The sequence below is a fragment of the Halomonas sp. SH5A2 genome (genome assembly GCF_014263395.1).
Lineage (GTDB): Bacteria > Pseudomonadota > Gammaproteobacteria > Pseudomonadales > Halomonadaceae > Vreelandella.
Map to the genome: position 1 here is coordinate 388,275 of NZ_CP058321.1, position 21,081 is coordinate 409,355.

Annotated in this window: 16 protein-coding genes and 3 tRNA genes; 11 read left to right on the top strand and 8 right to left on the bottom strand. The window is 57.2% G+C overall.

The window, feature by feature from the left end; genetic code table 11:
• The first annotated feature begins 16 nt into the window (after positions 1 to 16).
• From HXW73_RS01870 to HXW73_RS01895, 6 genes are all read left to right on the top strand, one after another.
• Entirely contained in the window at positions 17 to 2,353 is a 2,337-nt protein-coding gene (locus HXW73_RS01870; RefSeq protein ID WP_186254640.1) for an AsmA family protein, read from the top strand.
• A gap of 80 nt (positions 2,354 to 2,433) precedes the next feature.
• Positions 2,434 to 3,528: an A/G-specific adenine glycosylase gene (gene mutY / locus HXW73_RS01875; RefSeq protein ID WP_186254641.1), complete on the top strand. Its 1,095-nt coding sequence runs from the start codon at positions 2,434 to 2,436 to the stop codon at positions 3,526 to 3,528.
• 34 nt (positions 3,529 to 3,562) lie between these two features.
• Entirely contained in the window at positions 3,563 to 3,841 is a 279-nt protein-coding gene (locus tag HXW73_RS01880; RefSeq protein ID WP_186254642.1) for an oxidative damage protection protein, read from the top strand.
• A gap of 78 nt (positions 3,842 to 3,919) precedes the next feature.
• Positions 3,920 to 3,995 (top strand) — tRNA-Phe (locus HXW73_RS01885).
• Positions 3,996 to 4,000: 5 nt separating this feature from the next.
• Positions 4,001 to 4,075 (top strand) — tRNA-Gln (locus tag HXW73_RS01890).
• Between the two features lie 18 nt (positions 4,076 to 4,093).
• A tRNA-Thr gene (locus HXW73_RS01895) sits at positions 4,094 to 4,169 on the top strand.
• 156 nt (positions 4,170 to 4,325) lie between these two features.
• Here the strand turns inward: HXW73_RS01895 and HXW73_RS17770 are convergent.
• Positions 4,326 to 4,961 (bottom strand): hypothetical protein, encoded by a 636-nt coding sequence (locus tag HXW73_RS17770; RefSeq protein WP_222105019.1) that lies wholly within the window; start codon positions 4,959 to 4,961, stop codon positions 4,326 to 4,328.
• A gap of 287 nt (positions 4,962 to 5,248) precedes the next feature.
• On the opposite strand from HXW73_RS17770, the gene HXW73_RS01905 reads away from it, so the two are divergent.
• Positions 5,249 to 5,842 (top strand): hypothetical protein, encoded by a 594-nt coding sequence (locus HXW73_RS01905; protein ID WP_186254643.1) that lies wholly within the window; start codon positions 5,249 to 5,251, stop codon positions 5,840 to 5,842.
• A 316-nt stretch (positions 5,843 to 6,158) separates the two neighbouring features.
• Here HXW73_RS01905 and HXW73_RS01910 read toward each other — a convergent pair whose 3' ends face one another.
• From HXW73_RS01910 to HXW73_RS01925, 4 genes are all read right to left on the bottom strand, one after another.
• Positions 6,159 to 7,013, bottom strand: coding sequence for a mechanosensitive ion channel family protein (locus HXW73_RS01910; RefSeq protein ID WP_186254644.1), 855 nt, complete (start codon positions 7,011 to 7,013; stop codon positions 6,159 to 6,161).
• Between the two features lie 125 nt (positions 7,014 to 7,138).
• Positions 7,139 to 8,275, bottom strand: a complete 1,137-nt coding sequence (locus tag HXW73_RS01915) for a lipocalin-like domain-containing protein (protein ID WP_186254645.1) — start codon at positions 8,273 to 8,275, stop codon at positions 7,139 to 7,141.
• Positions 8,272 to 10,797 (bottom strand): ABC transporter permease, encoded by a 2,526-nt coding sequence (locus HXW73_RS01920; protein ID WP_186254646.1) that lies wholly within the window; start codon positions 10,795 to 10,797, stop codon positions 8,272 to 8,274. Before HXW73_RS01920 ends, HXW73_RS01915 begins: the two co-directional genes overlap by 4 nt.
• Positions 10,794 to 11,459, bottom strand: coding sequence for an ABC transporter ATP-binding protein (locus HXW73_RS01925; protein ID WP_186254647.1), 666 nt, complete (start codon positions 11,457 to 11,459; stop codon positions 10,794 to 10,796). The genes HXW73_RS01920 and HXW73_RS01925 overlap by 4 nt, the downstream gene beginning before the upstream one ends.
• Before the next feature lie 330 nt (positions 11,460 to 11,789).
• Here HXW73_RS01925 and thpD point away from each other — a divergent pair, with 330 nt between their 5' ends.
• Both thpD and HXW73_RS01935 read left to right on the top strand, forming a co-directional pair.
• Positions 11,790 to 12,776 (top strand): ectoine hydroxylase, encoded by a 987-nt coding sequence (gene thpD / locus HXW73_RS01930; RefSeq protein WP_186254648.1) that lies wholly within the window; start codon positions 11,790 to 11,792, stop codon positions 12,774 to 12,776.
• 92 nt (positions 12,777 to 12,868) lie between these two features.
• On the top strand, positions 12,869 to 13,534 hold the full coding sequence (locus HXW73_RS01935; RefSeq protein WP_186254649.1) for a fumarylacetoacetate hydrolase family protein: 666 nt from the start codon (positions 12,869 to 12,871) through the stop codon (positions 13,532 to 13,534).
• A 76-nt stretch (positions 13,535 to 13,610) separates the two neighbouring features.
• On the opposite strand, the gene speA is transcribed toward HXW73_RS01935, so the two are convergent.
• Both speA and HXW73_RS01945 read right to left on the bottom strand, forming a co-directional pair.
• Positions 13,611 to 15,527 carry a biosynthetic arginine decarboxylase gene (speA, locus tag HXW73_RS01940; RefSeq protein WP_186254650.1) on the bottom strand — a complete coding sequence of 639 codons (1,917 nt, stop codon included), beginning with the start codon at positions 15,525 to 15,527 and terminating at the stop codon, positions 13,611 to 13,613.
• Positions 15,524 to 16,483: a homoserine kinase gene (locus tag HXW73_RS01945; protein ID WP_186254651.1), complete on the bottom strand. Its 960-nt coding sequence runs from the start codon at positions 16,481 to 16,483 to the stop codon at positions 15,524 to 15,526. Before HXW73_RS01945 ends, speA begins: the two co-directional genes overlap by 4 nt.
• Positions 16,484 to 16,656: 173 nt before the next feature.
• On the opposite strand from HXW73_RS01945, the gene polA reads away from it, so the two are divergent.
• The gene (gene polA, locus HXW73_RS01950; protein ID WP_186254652.1) at positions 16,657 to 19,422 is read left to right on the top strand and encodes a DNA polymerase I; all 2,766 of its coding nucleotides are present in this window, start codon (positions 16,657 to 16,659) and stop codon (positions 19,420 to 19,422) included.
• 61 nt (positions 19,423 to 19,483) lie between these two features.
• Here polA and HXW73_RS01955 read toward each other — a convergent pair whose 3' ends face one another.
• A complete protein-coding gene (locus tag HXW73_RS01955; RefSeq protein WP_186254653.1) occupies positions 19,484 to 20,002 on the bottom strand; it encodes an Hcp family type VI secretion system effector in 519 nt (172 codons plus the stop codon).
• 566 nt (positions 20,003 to 20,568) lie between these two features.
• On the opposite strand from HXW73_RS01955, the gene tssB reads away from it, so the two are divergent.
• Complete coding sequence (gene tssB / locus HXW73_RS01960; protein WP_186254654.1) at positions 20,569 to 21,078, top strand: type VI secretion system contractile sheath small subunit; 510 nt, start codon at positions 20,569 to 20,571, stop codon at positions 21,076 to 21,078.
• The last annotated feature ends 3 nt before the right edge of the window (positions 21,079 to 21,081 follow it).

The window sequence follows — 21,081 nt, forward strand, 5'->3', positions numbered from 1 at the left end:
CCACAAGGAAAGGGTAATGAGACAATTATTACGTATTGTACTCGCTGCAATCGGTATTTTGGCGATTGTGGCCGTCGCGGCGGTTGTTTACGTCACGACTTTTTTAGACCCGGAGGATTTTAAGCCTCGCCTCACTGCCGTGGTCGAAGAACAGACAGGGCTGAATCTGGATCTGGATGGACCGATTAACTGGTCGTTTTACCCGCGTATTGGCGTCAGCGTAGAGACAGCCAATGCAAGGCTTCCCAGTCAAGGTGAAGAAGACACTGTATTTGCGGCAGTCGACCGTGCTGAGGTCAGCGTCGCTTTTGCGCCGTTATTACGCGGTGAAATTGCCGTTGATGGCTTGACCCTGAATGGCGTGCGTTTAAATCTGCAGCGTAATGCCGACGGCGAGGGCAACTGGGAGTCACTCCTGGACAGACTCTTAGAGCAAAGCGAAGAAGCCGAAACCGTGCTGGCACCAGCGAGTGCGGGGCCCAACGTGGATGCTGGCAACCTGGAAGTCGTGCTGAGTATTGCCAATGTCAATATTAACGAAGCCAATATTCGTTTCCGCGATGAGCAGTCCCAGGCGCTGTGGCATGTGCGAGACCTGAATGTCTCCGGCAGTAACGTCAATCCCGTTCGTGCCTTTCCGCTTAAAGCCATGTTCACCTTGACCAAGCACAATAACCTGGACGCTGAGGCATTGGAGCGAGCGCCCAATATATCAAGCGATATCGGCCTTGAAACCCGTATGCAGCTTGGCTTGTCAGAACAAAGGTTCGTGCTGGAAAACACCCAGCTTAGTACGCGTACACGCTTTGAGGCTGAAGGCGAACCGCAACAGCTTGACGTATCAGCGGCTGAAGCCACTGTTCGGCTCGCTGAGCAGCAGTTGAGCATCCGCAATGGAACGTTGGAGACCAGTCTTCGCCATCCGGAAAACTGGGACGGTGGTCTGGCGCTGGCGCTTGCGTTTGCTCTGGAGGGAGACTGGCAGGCGCAAACCGCCCAGTTCAAAGATTTGCAGCTTACCGGACCTGATGATTTGCGCGTCAGTGGACACCTTAATGTGTCGCAATTGCGCGATGCGCCTGAATACCAGGGCCAGCTAACCGCCGCGCCATTCACCTTGCGGCCCTGGTTGGCTCGGGCAGGAGTGACGCTTGAGACGGCCAGTGAAGCGGCCCTCAGCGATGTCGCCATGACCAGCCCCTTTGAGGGAGACCTGCAGGAAATAGCGTTCCCCAGTCTCTCGCTGATAGTGGATGACAGCACCTTTACCGGCAATATCGCGTCGCGGCTGGATGGGTCGCGTATCGAGTTTGACCTGCAAGGTGACGCGCTCAACCTGGACCGTTATCTGCCGCGCCAAGAAACCCAACAGCAAGCGAGCTTGGGGGTTATCAATGCCGCCGTTGCCGACAGCTCGGGTGAGCTCCTGCCTCAGGCGTGGCTGACGTCGTCAAGCGTGAATGGCGACCTGAATATCGAGTCGCTTGAGCTGGCGGGCATGGCATTCAGCGATGCGCGCCTCCAGTTGCAGGGCGAACAAGGCCAGCATCAGCTCAGCAATTTTGAAGCAGGCTTTTACGAGGGCGAGTTGACCGCTAACGGACGCATAGATGCCACGCAGGATGAATTGCAGTGGGCGCTTTCGCCCACCATACAGAATGTTCAGGTAGCGCCGCTTATCGAGACGCTCAGTGAGGGCGAAGAGGCGTCCCCGCTGCGTGGTCGACTTAATCTCAGCGGTGACCTCACGTCTCGCGGTAATCAACGCGAGGTATTGCTGCGCCACCTGAATGGCGACCTGAAGGCCCGGCTGACAGAGGGGGCCATCCTCGATATTAATGTCTCTCAGGAGATGTGTGAGCTCGCTGCCCAGCTGGAAGGCGAGGAAATCCAGCGTGACTGGTCAAGCGATACCGCCTTCGATGAGTTTGCCGCAACGCTGCAGATTCGAGGCGGCGTGGTGCAAAGCGACGATTTGCTCATTACCGTGCCGGGGATCGACGTGCAAGGCGAGGGCGAATACGACCTCACCAGCCAGCGGTTTGATACCCAGGCCAACGCCCGGCTCGTTGATACCGCCGATGCAGCATGCGAGGTCAATCCCCGTCTCGAAGCATTGCCGCTGCCATTGCGTTGCGAAGGCCATATCAGCGACGCGCGTGGCGAGTGGTGCCGTTTCGATCGCGCTGCCTTTCAGGGGGCCGTTGTCGAACTCATTCAAGAGGAAGCTGGCGGGCAGGTAAGCGAAGCTCTGGAAAAGCGCCTGGGTGAATCGCTTGATTCACTTGACGAACGTCTCGGTGAGGGCAGTGGCAACGCATTGCGCGAAGGGCTCCAGCGTTTGTTTGATTAGCCGCCAATTGTCCGAACAGCGCCGGTCTTGAACCGGCGCTGTTTTTTTATATCAGCACACCGCTGGATTAAGGAGTTTGCATGACGGACATGCCCGCGCCGCGGCTGGCCGCTGAGGTGTTTCAGCAGCGTTTGCTTGACTGGTTTGACCGCCACGGTCGCCATGATCTGCCTTGGCAATCACCGCGCAGTGCCTACCGCGTTTGGGTTTCAGAAATCATGCTGCAGCAGACCCAGGTGGCCACGGTCATTGCCTATTTCGAGCGCTTTATGGCGCGTTTTCCAACGCTGGAGATGCTGGCCGAGGCCCCGCAGGACGAAGTGCTTCACCTGTGGACCGGGCTTGGCTATTACGCCCGAGCGCGCAACCTGCATAAAGCTGCACAGGTCGCGCTTGAGACTCACAACGGTCAGCTACCCGTCGACAGCGTCGAGGCGCTCATGGCGCTACCCGGCATTGGCCGTTCAACGGCGGGAGCGATTATCGCCCAGAGCACCGGGCGACGTGCCACTATTCTGGATGGCAACGTCAAGCGTTCGCTTGCGCGCTTGCATGCAGTGGCGGGCTGGCCGGGCAAGCCTGCCGTAGAGCGCCAGCTGTGGGCACTCGCTGACTATTACACGCCCGACGCGCGCGTGGCGGATTACACCCAGGCCATGATGGATTTTGGTGCCACGCTATGTAAGCGCAGTGCCCCGCTTTGCGGGCATTGTCCTTTCAATGATGTCTGCCTGGCCTACGCGCAAGGCGAGACAAAGCGCTACCCCGAATCAAAGCCCAAGAAACCCTTGCCCACCCGGGAAACCATCATGCTGATGCTATACGACCCCGACGGGCGGGTGTGGCTTGAACAACGCCCGGCAAGCGGCCTTTGGGGCGGGCTTTGGAGCCCGCCGCAGTTTGACAGCCAAAGCGAGCTGGCCTCATGGTTGGATGACCATGTGCTGGCGCCTGAGCGTTTGCCGCCGTTGGCCTGTTTCCAGCATACCTTCAGCCATTTTCGCCTGGCGATTACCCCGCAGCCAGTCAGGTGCGATAGGCTGAAGGGCGTGCGCGAGGGAGGTGTCTGGTACGATCCCAGCCAACCGGCTGAGATCGGCCTTGCCGCTCCGGTAAAGTCGCTGATCAATCAACTAATGCCTTTCTCACTTACATCGACGCCAGGGCACGCCTGACCCTTGGTAACCGCTAAATTTAGGAGCCTACTCCATGCCGCAGACTGTATTTTGCCGCAAGTACCAACAAGAGCTGGAAGCCCTGCCATTTCCACCCTTGCCAGGCAAGCAGGGCCAGGAAATCCAGGCAACCGTTTCCAAGCAGGCCTGGGAAGACTGGCAGGCACTGCAAACGCGCTTAATTAATGAAAAACATCTCAACATGCTAGATCCCGATGCACGCGCCTACCTGATGGAACAGATGCAGCGCTTTTTCGACAATCAGGAGACCGACCGGGCCGAAGGTTACGTGCCGCCGTCGGAAGCCACGTAACATGCCGACAAAACGGAAAGTTTTACAAAGGAGTTGACGGAAAGCTGAGATTCTTGTTTAATACGCACCGTTGGCAGCGGCCAGATAGCTCAGTCGGTAGAGCAGGGGATTGAAAATCCCCGTGTCGGCGGTTCGATTCCGTCTCTGGCCACCAAATGTTGGGGTATCGCCAAGTGGTAAGGCACCGCTTTTTGGTAGCGGCATTCCCAGGTTCGAATCCTGGTACCCCAGCCATTGCTGACTTTGCGTGTAGCCGACATAGCTCAGTTGGTAGAGCAACTGACTTGTAATCAGTAGGTCCCGGGTTCGACTCCTGGTGTCGGCACCACCTAAAGTGGTTTAAAAACAGCACGTTACAGAATCTTAAAAGGCCGCCTTCTAGGGCGGCTTTTTTGTGGGTGTCTACAAAGTGTCTACGGTGTGGACATGTAAACGCGCGGCGCCTTAGGCCAAATTTGCGGTTTGTTTGGCATAGTTCGATTACTCACCATGGCTCATCGTATGTAGGTCCCGAACTAATAGCGAAGCCGGGTTGCCTCCTGAAGTCTGCTACAGTCTTGCAGGTCGGGCAGAAATAACCATAATCATCTTCCTGAAGAATTGACCTTAGACCATCTTCACGGCATTTGACGCAGATGGCATGTGCTGGCTGATTTTCATTCACATACTCTTCCTTGAGCTCGTATATGTAGTGTCCTACTGGGGTCTTGGAAAGGCGATATTGATTGAAACGCTCTTCCTTGCTTAGCTGGCCCTTCAATTCCCTGTTTTCATCTATCAGGCGATGGTGCTCTGTGAGAAGGTCCAGGAGATCGGACTGCGCTGTGGTCAGCTTATCCATGATGTCACTCATTGCTGCATTGAGCTGCGCACGGTCGTTTACGTCCTTCGCCGTACGCGCTAGGTCAAGCGCTCCCTTAACAGCTGTTACTGCTGCCCCAATCTCCATACTTGTACCCCCTACTTGGTTAAAAAGCCCCGCTGGCTCGGCGTCCACATCCCAGCTGAAGATCATCAGCACTTCTTTGGCTTCTGAGCCTTTGCCGCCGCCGACGGTGTAGCGGATGTCTGGGTGGTCGTTGAGGCTGATGATGGCCTTGCCTTTCAGCTTGGCCAGCATGCTCGCCATTTTCTCGTAATATTCTATTCCAAAGGGTACCCCATATCCTTCTGTCTGCCAGTAGGGTGGGTCCATATACAAAAAGGTGTGTGGGCGGTCATATCGCTTGATGCATTCCTACCCTACCTCGGCGAGCTACTAGGGATAACCAACACGGCTCTATGAGCGCTGCTAAGGCATTACCTGCTACAGCTGGCCCGACTTTTCCCCGCAAGTCGCGTTAGACCCGTGTTAGATTTCCAAGGTAGGCTTGTTGAGGGACTGGTCTTTGCTTATGGGAATGAATAATGACAGCAGAAGAACGGATTCAGGCTCATGCCCAGATTATGGAGCCGGTAGAAGATTGGTTGAAATCATGGGGAGTCACATTACAGGACGCTCTAATCACAGAAAACGTGCTATTTCTTGTAATTGGGTTAATTGCTGGCGCACTGAGCTCTTGGGCAATATCTCGGCACTTCTACAAAAAGAGCTCTGTAGAGGTTCCCGAGTGGTTTAAGCCTGTCGCCAAGCAGCTCCCAGAGCAGCAGCCCCTTTTGGAGAATCTCTTCAAGTTAATTCGTACAGCTATTCCACGAAATGAGGCCGATAGTAATAGCTTTGGCACGTATTTCAGGGAGGATAATGGGAGCTTAACTTGCCAGGACGAATTTACGATAAAACAACATCAATCAGAAGATAAGGTCTACGTGGAGTTTCCCCTTCCATTCATATCTCCACCTGCAGTTATTTTGTCTGGGAAAATTTCTTGTATCACTTCAAAAACAGCAACTGAGAATTATCTGATTCTTGAAGTAACGCCTATGAGATTTGGCGAAGAGATTCACATGGGGTATCAAGCTATGGGCTATTGGAAAGAGCCACAATCAAACCTCTATTAATTCCTAAAGCGCTTTAAAACCACGCCCTGCCCTAAGTCTGCGATCATGGGGTATGACAACACACAGCCTACATACCCAGCCCAAAGCGCCCTGAGCGTGCAAACCTCCGGCGACAAAACGCGCCTGATGTTTGCTGGCACCTTTCACGCACCGCGTGGGGCTGAGAGCACCGTCTTACAGTTATAGACATTGCTGTAGCGCTGTAACCGCGCGCTAGATTTGGTGTGATACTGCATCTTTTTTGAGGCGTGGTATCGATGAAACGTCAGCCCACGCATAGATGCGCATAGATCCCGAAGTCGCTAGCAGTTTCTGATCATGCTTCTGTCGCGGCGTTCGTCTGATTGCGCAAATCCCAATATCGGCGCAGTACGGCGTCGTTGATGGCGTGCTCCATTTCAAAGGCGCTGGGAGTGGGGCAGAAAAGCGTGACGCCAATGCGCTGCTTGCCGATGTCCGTGGTGGAAAGGGTCACGCGTGGTTGGGGGTCGGCGATGTCGATGCCGCTGCGTTTTCGGATGGCCTCGCTGTAGCGTTGGGCCAATTCGGAGTGTGGGGCATGCAGCGTTGCCACTTCGCGTTCAAGGGCTGGAAGTTCAGAGCGCATATCCACGTTGGGCTCTAAAACGACGCAGACTTCAAGGTATACCCACTTCTTGAAGAAGTTCTGATTCTGTACCGGGGTGGTCAGGAACACGCTGTTGGGAACCACGATGGTTTTGCCTGAGTATTCAAAGCGGCCTACTGCCCCTCCGATTTCCTGCAGGGTTGTGGCCAGCATCGTCTCGTCGACCACCTGGCCGCGCAAGTCGCCTATTTCCACCCAGTCGCCAATCTCGAAAGGCTGGTTGACAATACGCAGGACGGTTCCCGAAAGGCAGAGAATCAACTCCTTGGTGGCGATCACCAAGGCGACGGCAAAGGCGGTGATCGACAACGCAAAGGCGTGCAGGGAAGGCAACCAGATCAGCGCCAGGCCGAGTATGGTGAGGATGACGGTCGCGTTGCGGATGCGGGCTAGCCACGCACGACGATAATCGGACAGAATCTCCTTTCGCCCGCGTATGACGCGCACAGCAAGGATGCGTAACGTGACAAGAATCGCCACCAGCGCAACCGAACTCACACCACGGTTACCCAACAGTTCCATCCAGAAGTAATCCTCAGGCATGGTAATTGGTATCTCCTCCTCGCGGATCAATGCTTAATCACGATCATGGCATAGTGACACCAGACCGTCGAACGGGGCCGCCATCACGCTCTCAGGCGGTTTATTTCATGCGTCTGTTGGCGTGATCAATATCCGGTCATTTCCAAATAGCCGACACCGACGTTTTCCTGCGTGGCTGTCTGACGAACCACGACATCGCCTTCCCAGTAAGGTACCGAGGTGGGCATCCATCGATTGGGATGGCGTGCCTCAACGGTAAGCTGCAGATCCACATTGGGCAGCGTAAGCGACCAGCGTGTGGGGATGTCTCTGCCCGCCACGCTGTGGGTCGCCAATGGCGTCAAGGTGACGCTATCGGGCCCGATAAGGTCGGTTTGCCCGTCCGCCGAGAACAAATGGGCAAAGACATAGTCACCTCCTTCCGGGCCGCCGCCTCTTAACCGGTAGGCCATCAACTTGCGCCCATCCTCCAGATGCAACGAAAACCAGTCCCAGCCGGTTTGTTCCTGGGAGAGCAGTTGACTGCTCCATTCGCGGTCCAGCCAGCCTTGGCCGCTGACCTCGCGGGTTTGGCCGTTCAGCGTGACGCGGCCGGTGATGCTTAAAAACGGCTGGCTGTAGTAGCGTGACCCCTGGCCCTCAACAGTTTTCGCATTAAAGCCGTTCTCTCCGTGCCAGACCAATGGGCCTTGAGCGCTGAGGGTCAGCGTGTAACCGAACCGGTCAGCGCCCTCACCGCTGTAGGCCTGTAGCGTAAAATCCTCGAAGTTGGCCTCTGGTGGGCTTTCGAGTGACCAGTCATCAATCCAGGCCTGAAACGGGGCTGCCTTGACGCCGGCTTGCCCATTGGCGTGTTCACTGTGGCTACGCGCAAAGCGTTCGGCGGCAACATGGGTTTCGCCCTGGGAAATCCCCAGGTGTGCCATCCATACCTGGTCGGCCGCCCATGGCGATGGCGCAGGTCGCTCGTCAGGGGGTGTCAGCGCCTGGCGAAACAGCGTCCATTGCAAGCCGAGCGGCTCGCCCTGGTCGTCTTCGAGGTTGGCTGTCAGGTACCACCATTCGATGCGATAGTTGGGGTGCGGGCCGTGATCCTCCGGGAAGCTCAGCGGCGTGGACGCATCCGCCTGAGCAAATGCCGCCGCGTCTTCACCCAGCCCCGCAAAGCCCTGGGGCGCCGCATCGGATGAGGGCTCCTGGCAGCCGATGAGCATGAGACAAGCCATCGCCACGAGTGCAGCCGATAACCGGGAATGATTCATGTGGCCCCCTGGTTGAGCATCGCCTGGGGCGAAGTGCGCCAAAGCTGAATCGATGGCAGGGCGGCGGCGGCCAGAGCCACGCCCAGCGCGGTGGCAAGCGTAATAAGCATGTCCCACGGGAAAAGGTAGAGCGGTAGCCGCCAGCCAAATGCCGCAACGTTGATGACGGCCACGAGCGTCCAGGTGATGGCAATGCCCAGCGGAATCGCCACCACACCGGTAAACAGTGCCAGCCCGCCGAGTTGAAAAAGCGGCAGTAAGGTCAGCGTCTTGCGCGGCACGCCAAGTGCCCATAGCGAAGCCAACTGGCGCTGTCGTTCGCGCGCCTGGGCCAGCAACGTGGCAAGCAGCGCTAATGCCGCGACGCCCAGAGTGAGGCCGTTCAATGCGCGGGTGATGGTAAAGGTACGCTCGAAAATTTGCGTCGCCAGCCGTTTGATTTCCTGCTGATCGACCATCGCCTCCGGGGCGACATCGAAACGATCCGCCAGCGCCTGACGGAATGCCTGGCGGTCGGCGCTATCGTTGACCACCAACCCAATCGAGGCCATCTCGCCACCGAAACGCTGGATAAGCACCTTAGTAGGTACCAGGATCTGCTGGCGCGGATTGCCGTAGTCGGGGTAAACCGCTGTAATCTCAAAAGGCCTCGCCCCTTGCGGGGTATCCAGCGTGACTTCGTCACCCGGTGCGAGCTGTTTTGCCACGGCCATCTGCTCGTTGATAAACACGCTGTTCGCCGATAGCGACGCCCAGGCGGCGGGCCGTCCCGCCGTTGTCTCAAGTAGTGGCCAGCCGTTGGTGATCGTTGGGGCAGGGGTAATGCCGAACAGCGCAATGGGCTCGCGGGCACCCTGCTCCTGTGCATCATCCTTCGCCAGCAAGTCGACGCTGCCGCGGGCAGTCGGCAGTGTTTCGGCAACATCGGGCCGCGCATCGAGCCAATCCAGCATGGGCGCCAAGGTCGACGGCGACGCATTGATATATAACGGGGCGGCCAACCGCTGATCCAGCCAGTCCAGAAAGGTAAGGCGAAAACCACCGACCATGCTGCTGACGCCCAGGTTGGTGGCAAGCGCAATCAGCAACGCCATCATGGCCAGCGAAAGCCGCGGTAGCTGTAGCTGAATATCGGCCACCGCCCAATGGGCAAGCGGGTGACGGCGAAGCCATCGCTGCAGCAGACGGAGCACGCCATTTATCAGTGGCGGCAGGCATAGCGCGCTGCTCAACAGTAGCGCGGCGACAAACCCAAAGCTGACCAGGACACCCTGGCCGGGTGGTAGAAAGCCAAGCCATAGCGCTAACCCGAGGGCGAGAACGGCCACCGCAGCGGCGCCAAGCGTCATGCGTTTTAGCTGGCGCTGGTAGGCTAGCCGCCACGCCTGGGACTGGCCGAGTGCCAGCACGTTCAGGCGGGCGGCCCGCCAAAGTACGCCGCTGCCCGCCAGCAGCAGGCCGCCGAAGGTAATCGCCAGGCTGCCCACCCAGTAGTGCCACGGCAGCACCAGGCTCCGATTGACGTCGGCCTGATAAAGTGACGAAAGCGTCGTGGCTACATCGGGCAGTAACTGGCCAGCCAGCCAAATGCCGCTGGCCAGCCCAAGTGCGGCGCCCAGTACACCGAGTACCAGCAGCTCAAGCAGCATGGCCATGACCAGCGTGGCGGCGGGGACGCCCAAGGCGCGAAGCGTTCTCAGTGTGGTGAGGCGCTGTTCCATGGCAAGCCCCAGCGCGGCCTGGACGATAAATAGCCCGACGACTAACGACAGCAGTGCCAGTGCGGTGAGGTTGAGGTGAAAGCTTTCGGTAAGTTGCTCAGGCGATGCCAGCGTAGCGGCTCGGGTCAGCCGATACCCATCGGGCGCTGTGGATAAAGCATCCGGGGCCGTGACCAGTTGGCTCAGGGTGTTATCGCGATCCAGCAACAGGGCGGCTGCGGCGATGTCCATCACCAGGGTATTCGGCGGAAGGTCGGCGCGCAGCGCCAGTGGCGGAAGGCGCTGGCCGCTATCACCCGTACTATCTCCAGCACTGTCTCCAGCACTATCGACAGCAGGCGTCATGCCTGGCGCCTGTCGGCGTGAAAGCCCCAGCAAGTCGAGCGTGTCGGGCGCGATCCGGGTTTGCCAGGGTGGCGTGATAAAGGCCGTTAACGCGGTACCGCTGGCGCCCAGCATGTTGTTGCTCGGCAAGGTGAGCGGGTCAATGCCTACGATGGTCAGGCGTTCTCCATCGATTTGCAGGGTGCCTTCGAGCATCGGCGAGACGGGGAGACCTGCTCGCCTGAGCATCAGGTAGTCTTCGCGGGTGAGGGGCTGGCCATCGCGCCGTGTCAGCTCGTCAACGTTGGCGCTGAACAGTGCATTGGCACGGGCGTAGCTGTCCTTGGCGGTGGCGTTAACGGCCTGAACGCTGCTCCACAGGGCGCTTGCGACCCACAGCCCTAGTAGCAACATGGCTAGCTGCCCTGGATGGCGGCGGTAGTGGGCCAGCAATGTCGCCAGCACGCGCAGGATCATGAAGCGTTATCCCCCAGGCGCCCCAGGTGGAGGTGTACCAGGCGGTCAAGCGGAGCCGCGACGCGAGCACTGTGTGTCACCATCAATAAGGCGCAGCGCGTTTCTTTCACCAGATCGAGCAATAGCGCGAGAACCGTATCAGCGCTTTGCTCGTCAAGGTTGCCGGTGGGCTCATCAGCGAGCAATAGGCGGGGGCGGACGGCCAGCGCGCGACCAATCGCCAGGCGCTGCTGTTGGCCACCCGACAGCTGCTCGGGGTAATAGGCGTCGCGTCCGGAAAGCCCCAGGCGCGCCATCAGGTGGGCGGTCCACTCCGCGTCCTCGCGGTCTGCCAGGCGTGCCTGGAGTCGCAGGTTATCAATGACGCTCAGGCTGGGCACTAGGTGGAACTGCTGAAACACCAGCCCCAGCGACTGGCGTCGCAGCCTGGCGCGAGCAGGTTCATCCAGGGAGGAGAGCGCATGACCGTCAATACTGATCTCGCCATCGCTTGGCAGGTCGAGGCCTGCCGCCAAATGCAGCAGCGTTGATTTGCCACTGCCCGACTCGCCCATCAAGGCCAGGCTGTCGCCCTGTTGGAGCGTCAGGTCGATACCGTTGAGGACCGGCAGCGTCCCCTGCGGGGTGCTGAAGGTTTTGTGTACCTGATGCAGGACCAGCATGGGGCCTCCTGTTACCCGCAATATGACTGACTATAAAGTATACAGATATTTTACATATAATATTTTCGGTGACGCTTTTGTAGTGGTTAAGTTGAAAGCTATTGTGATGCTGGTGTGGTCGGCCCTGTCTTGAGCAGGCTGAATCGGGCTATCGACGATGTAAATCCTCTCTGGATATACAGGCGCAAAAGAGTGAATTTTTTTCACGTAACCCATGTTACGGGGTGCGCATGCACGGCTTGCAGGGAATCTGAGATTGTCTACCTTGTGCACTGCAAGATGAGTAACCCGAATTTGATCTGAAATTTAATCATACAAGGAGTGGATTAGATGACAGTCAGCAAAACACCTCTCAATGTAGTTAACACACGCAAGCAATATAGCGAAATGACGGATATGCCGTCTGCGCAGCTTTCGATGGTCAAGGACCCCTATCCATCGCGGCTGGCTGACGCGCCAGCGTCACTCTGGCGACCACGTCAGGAGGCAGTGGTAAAAGGCGGACACTTGACTGGCCCTCTCAGCCAGGCGCAACTCGACGAGTTCGAACGCAACGGGTTTCTGTTTATCCCTGACCTGATCACCGGTTCAGAGCTCGATGAGCTGCGTCGGGAGTTGCGGGCGCTAATGAATCATGATGCCTATCGGGATAAACCGTATAGCGTTACCGAACCGGAAAGTCAGGAAATCCGTTCGCTGTTTGCTGTGCATCTTCTTTCGCAGCGCATGGGTGAACTCGCCCAGTATGAGTGCCTGGCGGGCGCTGCGCGGCAACTTATCGGCGCCGACCCTTATGTGCATCAATCGCGTATCAATTATAAGCCGGGGTTTGCCGGTAAAGGCTTTAACTGGCACTCGGATTTTGAAACCTGGCACGCTGAAGACGGCATGCCCAATATGCATGCCGTCAGTGCATCGCTGATCCTGACGGATAACCACGAATTTAACGGCCCCTTGATGCTGATTCCTGGGTCGCACAAGAAGTTTGTGCCGTGCTTGGGGGAAACGCCCAAGGACAACCACAAACGCTCGCTGAAGGCTCAGGAAGTCGGCGTACCAAGCGAGAAGGCACTGACGGAGCTGGTCGCCGAACATGGCATTGAAGCGCCCAAAGGCAAGGCGGGCGGCCTGTTGCTGTTCGACTGCAACACTCTGCATGCTTCCAATGCCAACTTGTCGCCGGATCCGCGCAGCAACGTTTTTTTTGTGTTTAACCGCCCCGATAACCGCTGCCGCGAGCCTTATGCAGCGCCAGCACAGCGTCCTGGCTTTCTTGCCCACGAACCTGATGACGACGCCCAGTCGTTAACAGAGTAAACCCGGTACCCACTCAGGTGTGGAACAATCGCATGGGTGGGGTAGACTGGTGCGCTTGTTACTGTGTGTGCATCATAAGGAGTCACCCCATCATGCGTTTTGTTCCTCAATTTACCGATGGTCAAGCGTTTTCCCACGAGCTGGGCAAGGTTGTATGTGTTGGGCGCAACTATGCCGATCATGCTAAAGAGCTGGATAATCCGGTTCCCAGCCAGCCATTGCTGTTTATCAAACCGGCGACCAGCGTCGTGGATCTCCAGCAGCCATTGTCACCTCCCTTCCATCGTGGTGAGGTTCACTACGAGATTGAATTGGCCCTGTTAGTCGGGAAAACCATCAGCGATGCAACGCCGGATGAAGCCAGTGCGGCGATTACCGGACTGGGCCTGGCGCTCGATTTAACGCTGCGCGATGTTCAAACCGAACTGAAAGAGAAAGGGCATCCCTGGGAGATTGCCAAGGCTTTTGACGGTGCCTGCCCGCTTTCGCCGTTTCTACCGTTAAGCCGCGAACCGAACTGGAACGCGCTGGCGTTCAAACTGGAAATTGACGGCGAGGAACGCCAGCACGGTGAGGGGGCCGATATGATTTTCACCATCCCCACTCTGGTCGCGGAGATGAGCCGTCACTTCACCCTGGAAGCGGGAGACGTCATTTTGACCGGGACGCCTTCAGGGGTAGGGGAGCTCCAGCGGGGGTCCACGCTGCGCATGACACTGACTGGCGGTTTGGATATCACCACCAGCGTGGTTGAGTGAGCCGTCGAGAGCAAAAGGCCACCGACAGTGTCGGTGGCCTTTGTTTTGAAAAAGGCAGGGTAAGCCTAAGCCAGTGCTATTCCAGGTAGGTGTAGCCTTCCAGCCCGTCGCTCAGACTGGCGGCAAAGCGCGTCTGCTCGCTGGCGGAAAAACCACTGGTGGCAAGTTGTTCGGTGAGCTTTTGCTTCAATACCCGGGCATCGAAGTTCACGTAGGCGAGTACCTCCGCCACCGTATCGCCGGCCTGGGCATTGGAAAGCTGCCACTCGCCGTCGGGGCCAAGGGCCGCATCCACCGAGTCGGTATCGCCGAATAAGTTGTGCAAATCACCGAGAATTTCCTGATAAGCCCCCACCAGGAAAAAGCCCAGCCAGCGCTCATCCTCGGTTGCCCACTCGGGAATTGGCAAGGTACTTTCAACACCCTGGCCATCCACGTAGTTATCGATGCGGCCGTCGGAATCGCAGGTGATGTCCTGGATAATCGCTCGGCGCGTCGGGGGCTGGTCCAGCCCGCTTAACGGCAGTACCGGGAAAATCTGCTCGATGCCCCAGACGTCGGGCACTGACTGGAACAGCGAGAAATTGACGAACAGCTTATCGGCCAGCTTCTCCGCGAGCTCATCCATGATGTCGCGGTGCGCTCGGTTGCGCGTATCCAACTGGCTGCGCAGTCTGGCGCACGCGGCCATATACAGGCGCTCACCTTCGGCGCGGGCATTGATATCACTGAGCCCCAGCACGAAGCGGTCCTGTAATTCGCTGACTGCCTGGAACAAATCATGCCACGCTTCGACCAGTACGCGAGGCTCCTGGGGTTCTGCCAACTGCTCAAAGACGCGCCATAACGCGGCCACTTGCAGGTCATTCTGCTGTGAACGTTCGGGCGGCGTGTCGTCGATACGTTCGTCACCAATCACGTTGGTAATTAGCACGGCATGATGGGCCGTGAGTGCTCGGCCGGATTCGCTGATCAAGTGCGGCTGAGCCATGTTGGTGTCCTGGCACAGTTGGGCAAAGGCGCTGACCACATTGCGCGCATACTCGCGCATCGAATAGTTGGCCGAGCAGTCGCTGCGCGAGCGGGTGCCTTCATAATCGATACCCAGGCCACCGCCTACATCGACGGTATCAATCGGGGCGCCGAGCGTAATCAGGTTTTGATAGAAGCGGGCGCACTCGCGCAGGCCGCGCTGAATATCGCGGATATTGGCAATCTGGGAGCCTAGGTGGAAGTGCACAAGCTGCAGGCTATTGAGGGCCTCCTGGGCACGCAGTGTCTCAACGACGGTCAGGATCTGGCTGGCCGTAAGGCCAAACTTGGATTTTTCGCCGCCGGTATTTTGCCATTTGCCTTTGCCGACGGAGGCAAGCCGGGCGCGCAGGCCGATACGCGGCGTCACGTCCAGTTCTCGGGCCTCTTCAAGAATGACGTCAAGCTCCGAAAGTTTTTCTACCACCAGGTAAACCCGGTGGCCGAGTTTCTCACCCAGCAGTGCCAGGCGGATGTACTCGCGATCTTTATAGCCGTTGCAAACAATCAGCGAAGAGCCGCCCTCCGAGAGGGCAAGCACCGCCAGCAGCTCAGGCTTGCTGCCGGCTTCCAGCCCGACACGGCCATTGCCACGCTCGGCGGTAGCCAGAATCTCTTCCACCACGCGTCGCTGCTGGTTGACTTTGATGGGGTAAACCGCCGTGTAGCCACCCTGGTAGTCAAGGTCGTGCATGGCAACGTCAAAGGCGCCGCATAGCTGCTCGACGCGGTCATGCAGAATATCGCTAAAGCGCACCAGTACCGGCAGGCGTAATCCGGTTTTCTGAAGTTGGCGCACGAGGCCGCTCAGCGGCAGTGCTGGCCCCTCAGTAGCATTGCCTAAAGGCCGCACCAATGCCTGGCCCTGGTCATCCACGTCGAAGTAGCCACTCCCCCACTGGTCAATGTTCCAGGTGCGACGAGCACGCTGGGCTGAACGGGTGGTGGACGCTTCGCTCATGAAGATGCCTCGGGCAGTGGTAATGCACCATGGGCGATACGCGCTTTCAGGATGGTGCGGAAACGGTCGGGGTCGTGGGGAGTCAAGTTGTGGGCGGGCGGGTCCACATAAACCACCAGCAGGCGTGAGAGCCAGTAACGCAGCGCCGTCATGCGCAGCATGGTTGGCCATAGTGCTTGCTCATCCGCCGTTAACGGACGGCGGGCCTGATAAGCGCTCAAGAGCGCCGCATAGCGTTCGCTGTTCAGCGTACCGTCGTCGTTGGACGCCCAATCGTTTATCACAATGGCGAGGTCAAACAGCAAGTCACCGGTGCAGCCATTGTAAAAGTCGATAATGCCGCGAAGCTCATCGCCTTCAAACAGCGTGTTGTCGCGGAACAAGTCGCCATGAAGTGCGCCCTGGGGTAGCTCATCATACTGCGCGAAGGCGCTTTCGAAGTCATCGACCTCGTCTTTCATCAGCGTCTGGTCGTCAGAGCTCAGGTAGGACAACACCCTGTGATGCATGGCATGCAGCCAATGCAGGTCTCTCGGGTTGGGGCGGTGCCCATGGAAGTGTTTTGACACCACGTGCATACGCCCAAGGGTATCGCCCAGCGCTCGGCATTGAGTGAGGTTGGGCGCCTCTGGGTGACGTCCCCGCAAACGCGGAAACAGCAGCGCGGGCTTACCGGCCAGGCTGTGTAGCGAGATACCTTCGCGGTCATGCACCGTGCCGGGCACAGGCAGGCGGTGCTCATCCAGATAATCCAATAACTCGACAAAAAACGGCAGCTCGGCATGCTCGCCCTGTTCAAACAGGGTTAACACCAGCTCGCGGCGGTCTGTGGTCACAAAGAAGGTTGAATTTTCCGTGCCCGCCGCGACGCCCTGCAGGGAAACGAAGCTGCCAACATCAAATTTTTCTAAAAACATAGCGACCTGTGCGTCGCTAAGCGGAGTGAATACAGCCATGAGAATCTCGCCCAGGTTGCTAAGCCCATTATTGTAGCGGCTTGATGCGTCAGTTGGCAGCGTTGTGTCATGTTGAATAACACCATCCCACCATCTTGGGTCTGCAGCGTGGGCGCTGAACGCGTATCATGGCAAGCAGATATCTTACTGTTTGCCAACAATGGAATTTGGTTATGGCCCGTGCTCCGATCGTGCTTGTCGATGGCTCCTCTTACCTGTACCGCGCGTTTCATGCGCTGCCGCCGCTAACCACCTCCAACGGCCAGCCTACGGGCGCCGTGAAGGGGGTGTTGAACATGCTCAAGCGGCTGATAAAAGATTATCCCGAAAGCCCCATGGCCGTCGTGTTTGATGCGCCGGGTAAGACCTTTCGCGATGACCTGTACAGCGACTACAAGGCCCATCGCCCGCCGATGCCCGACGACCTGCGCAGTCAGGTCAAGCCGCTGCACGAGTGCGTGAAAGCCCTCGGCCTGCCGCTGTTATGTATTGAAGGCGTTGAAGCCGACGATGTAATTGGCACCCTGGCGCACCACGCTACCCAGGCAGGGCGCGACGCGGTAATTTCTACCGGTGATAAGGACATGGCGCAACTGGTCAATGCCCACATCACGCTGGTCAACACCATGAAGGATGAGACGCTGGATGAGGCAGGCGTTGAGCAGAAATTTGGTCTACCGCCCGCCTTGGTCATCGATTTTCTCGCCTTGATGGGCGACAAGGTCGATAACATTCCCGGCGTGCCTGGAGTTGGCGAAAAAACCGCCATTGGCTTGCTGCAGGGGATGAGCGGTGGATTGGATACCATTTACGGGGATTTGGAGCGGGTTAAAACCTTGTCATTCCGGGGTGCCAAAACACTACCCAAAAAGCTGGAAGAGCACCGTGAGCAAGCGTTTCTCTCTTACCAACTCGCCACCATCAAGGTCGACTGTGACTTGCCGGTGGGGCTGGACGATCTGGATATCGCGCACCCCGACCGCGAAGCGCTGGTAGAGCTCTACAAAGAGATGGAGTTCAAGCAGTGGCTGGGTGAGCTTCTTGAAGGCCACGACGAGGGCGTTGATGACGTCAAGGGCGGCGAGCCCGCGCCCGCCAGCGCCGCCGACGATAGCCCTGCCACGCCCAGCGAGCGCCGTGACCATGTAATTGTCGAGCAGGGTGAGTTTGATGCTTGGCTTAAGCGTTTGAACAGCGCTGAGCGCTTCTGCTTCGACCTGGAAACCACCAGTCTCAACTACATGGACGCCGAAATCGTCGGCATTGGTCTGGCGCTTGAGGCCGGTGAAGCCGCCTATATTCCGGTGGCTCACAACTACCTGGATGCCCCGGCGCAGCTTGACCGCAAAGCGGTGTTGGCCGCACTTAAACCGCTGTTGGAAGACGCCCAGAAAACCAAGATTGGCCAGAACCTCAAGTACGATATTTCCGTGCTGGCCAACTATGAGATTGCCGTGGCGGGGCCGCTGGCCGATACCATGCTGGCCTCCTACGTGCTCAACTCCACCGCCACGCGACACGATATGGACTCCCTGGCGCTGAAGTATCTGGGTGAAAGCACTATTTCGTTTGAAGACATCGCCGGAAAGGGTGCCAAGCAGCTGACCTTCAACCAGATCGCTCTGGAGCAGGCGGCGCCGTACGCCTGTGAAGACGTGGATATTACCCTGCGGCTGCAGGAAACCTTGCGTCCCCAGGTAGAACGCGAAGGGCGCCTCTCCGAGGTGCTGGATCATCTGGAGCTGCCGTTGATCAGCGTGCTGTCGCGCATCGAGCGTAACGGCGTGGCCTTGGACGCGGAGCGACTGCATGAGCACAGCCAGCAGCTTGAGTCGCGTATTCGCGAACTGGAAAGCCAGGCGTATGAACTGGCGGGCCGCGAGTTCAACCTGGGCTCGCCCAAGCAATTGGGGCAGATCCTGTTTGAAGAACAGAAGATCCCGGTGATCAAGAAAACCCCCAAGGGCGCGCCCTCTACGGCCGAAGCGGTGCTTGAAGAGCTGGCGCTGGATTACCCGCTACCTAAGGTGATTATGCAACACCGTGGGCTTGCTAAGTTGAAGTCCACCTATACCGATAAGCTGCCGCGTCTTTTGAACAAAGCCACCGGGCGCGTACACACCAGCTACCACCAGGCCGTCACGGCCACGGGGCGGCTGTCATCGTCCGATCCCAATCTGCAGAATATCCCCATCCGCACCGAAGAAGGGCGCAAAATCCGTCAGGCGTTTGTGGCCCGCCCCGGCTACCGTATTGTCGCGGCCGACTACTCGCAGATCGAGCTGCGCATCATGGCGCACCTGTCGGAAGACAAAGGCTTGTTGGAAGCGTTTGCAGAAGGCCGCGATATTCACACGTCGACAGCGGCAGAGGTGTTTGGCACGTCACTGGAGAAGGTGTCCGCCGACCAGCGGCGCAGCGCCAAGGCCATCAACTTCGGCTTGATCTACGGCATGAGTGCCTGGGGCCTGTCGCGCCAGCTGCATATTGAGCGCAATCAGGCACAAACCTACATTGATCGCTATTTTGACCGCTACCCAGGCGTCGCCCGTTATATGGACAGGATTCGCTCCCAGGCAGCAGAAGACGGCTACGTGGAGACCGTAAGAGGGCGCCGCCTCTATTTACCGGAGATTCACTCGCAAAACCGTAACCGTCGGCAGGGGGCCGAGCGCACCGCGATTAACGCGCCCATGCAGGGCACCGCGGCGGATATCATCAAGCAGGCGATGATCGATGTGGATGCCTGGCTGGCAGAAGGGAAGTTTGATGCGCTGATGGTCATGCAGGTGCACGACGAACTGGTGTTTGAAGTCGCCGAAGGCCAGGTAAATACCTTCATTGAAGAGGTGCAGACGCGCATGCAGGGCGCCGCCAAACTGAGTGTGCCACTCATTGTGGAAGCCGAAAGCGGTAACAACTGGGATGAGGCTCACTGAGGCGGGTGAGCTTCGATATGAACCCCTGCGTCGCCTTCAAAGGCGACGCAGGGTGAAGAGATTAACTCTCGACAGGTGCGCGCCAGTCGTCAGAGCCTGATGTGCCCGCGACTGTGTGCTCCCAATCAATCTTGCGGTAAGACAGGGATACGTCCATCAACTGAGTAAACTCAGATTTGGTGACGTCTTGGGCGTGCGGCATGCGCAGGTTGATATCAACTATGGTGGCGTCGGTTAGCGCCGTAGTAAAGAAGTGCTCTTGCTTGCCTTCTACCGACGTGCGGTACCACTTCAGTTCCACTTTTGGCAGCATTTCGCCAGATGCCAGCGCGTTATACATCAGCGGTACGGCTTTATTCAGAGCCACGGTAAACACAAAAGGTTTATGCGCACGTTGCCCTGAAGGCTGCCCTGATTGTGGGTCGGTGGGAACCGTTACCACATGCTTGAATTCCTGAACCAGCATTTCATCTTCGTGACCCTCGACATAAATATTGCCTACCGAGTCGGGGGTGAATGCGCCTGCTGTAATGTTGCCCTGAGACTGCCCTTCGATGCTGATATAACATGGGGTTGGCATAAGTCTGCTCCTTGACGGAATAAATGAAAGAAAAACACCCAGTGTGGGTTTTATAATTCAGCAACTATCATGCCTAAACTATATTTTTATTTTATTTCAGAAACTTATTTTTAATTTTTCATATAACTATTTTAAATTAGGCAATTTATTGCCTGACTTTAAGCAAAGTTTTGCCCCTTGTGGCGGTATCTTGCCCGGCCTTTTGGGTGCTTTTTTTTGTTGTGTTGTTTATTTCACATTAGCGATGAGATTGGCCTTTTCGCGATAAAAGATAAGTTGGTTTGTAAGAAAAAGCAGTTCATTTTTATAAGAGATTGACGATTCGTTTGTAAGATATTTCCTACATGGAGGTTTGGGCTTGGTTTTTTGAAACAAAATTGGAGGCTAAAAGCGTCGAAATTCAAGAAAAGTAATCAAAGTTTGTAATCCTGCTAGGCAAGGGTGGCTCATAGTTGCTAAGTGTCCAGGTTGGCGGGCAGTTGTTGAATTCGCTACATTCCCGGGATTGATAACCATTCATAGTTGTAGGAAGCCTTTTGCTAGGCTCCGGGACAGAGCGAACCACCATGGCTAAACAAGGCACCGTCGCGCCAAAAGAGCGCATCAATATCAAATATGTACCGGCGACTGGTGATCAGCAGGCGGAAACTGAGTTGCCGCTTAAGCTGCTGGTTGTGGGCGATTTTAAAGGCGAAGAGGAAGAAGCGCCGATAGAAGAGCGTCAAGCCGTTTCTGTTGATAAAAACAACTTTCAGTCGGTCATGCGCGAGGCCGGGCTTACCTTGCAGGCGTCTGTGCCTAACCGCCTCGCTGAAGACAGCGAAGAGTCAGGCGACATGGCGGTGGACCTGTCCTTCAAGTCGCTCAGCGATTTCTCCCCTGATTCGATCGCCAAGCAGGTGCCAGAATTGCGCCAACTGGTCGAGTTGCGCGAAGCCCTGGTGGCCTTGAAAGGGCCGCTGGGCAATGTTCCCGCCTTTCGTGATCGCTTGCAAAAGTTGTTGGAAAGCGACGAGGCCCGACAGCAACTGCTGGATGAGCTGGCGTTGCTGGATACCCAGGGCAAGGGTGGGTAGCGC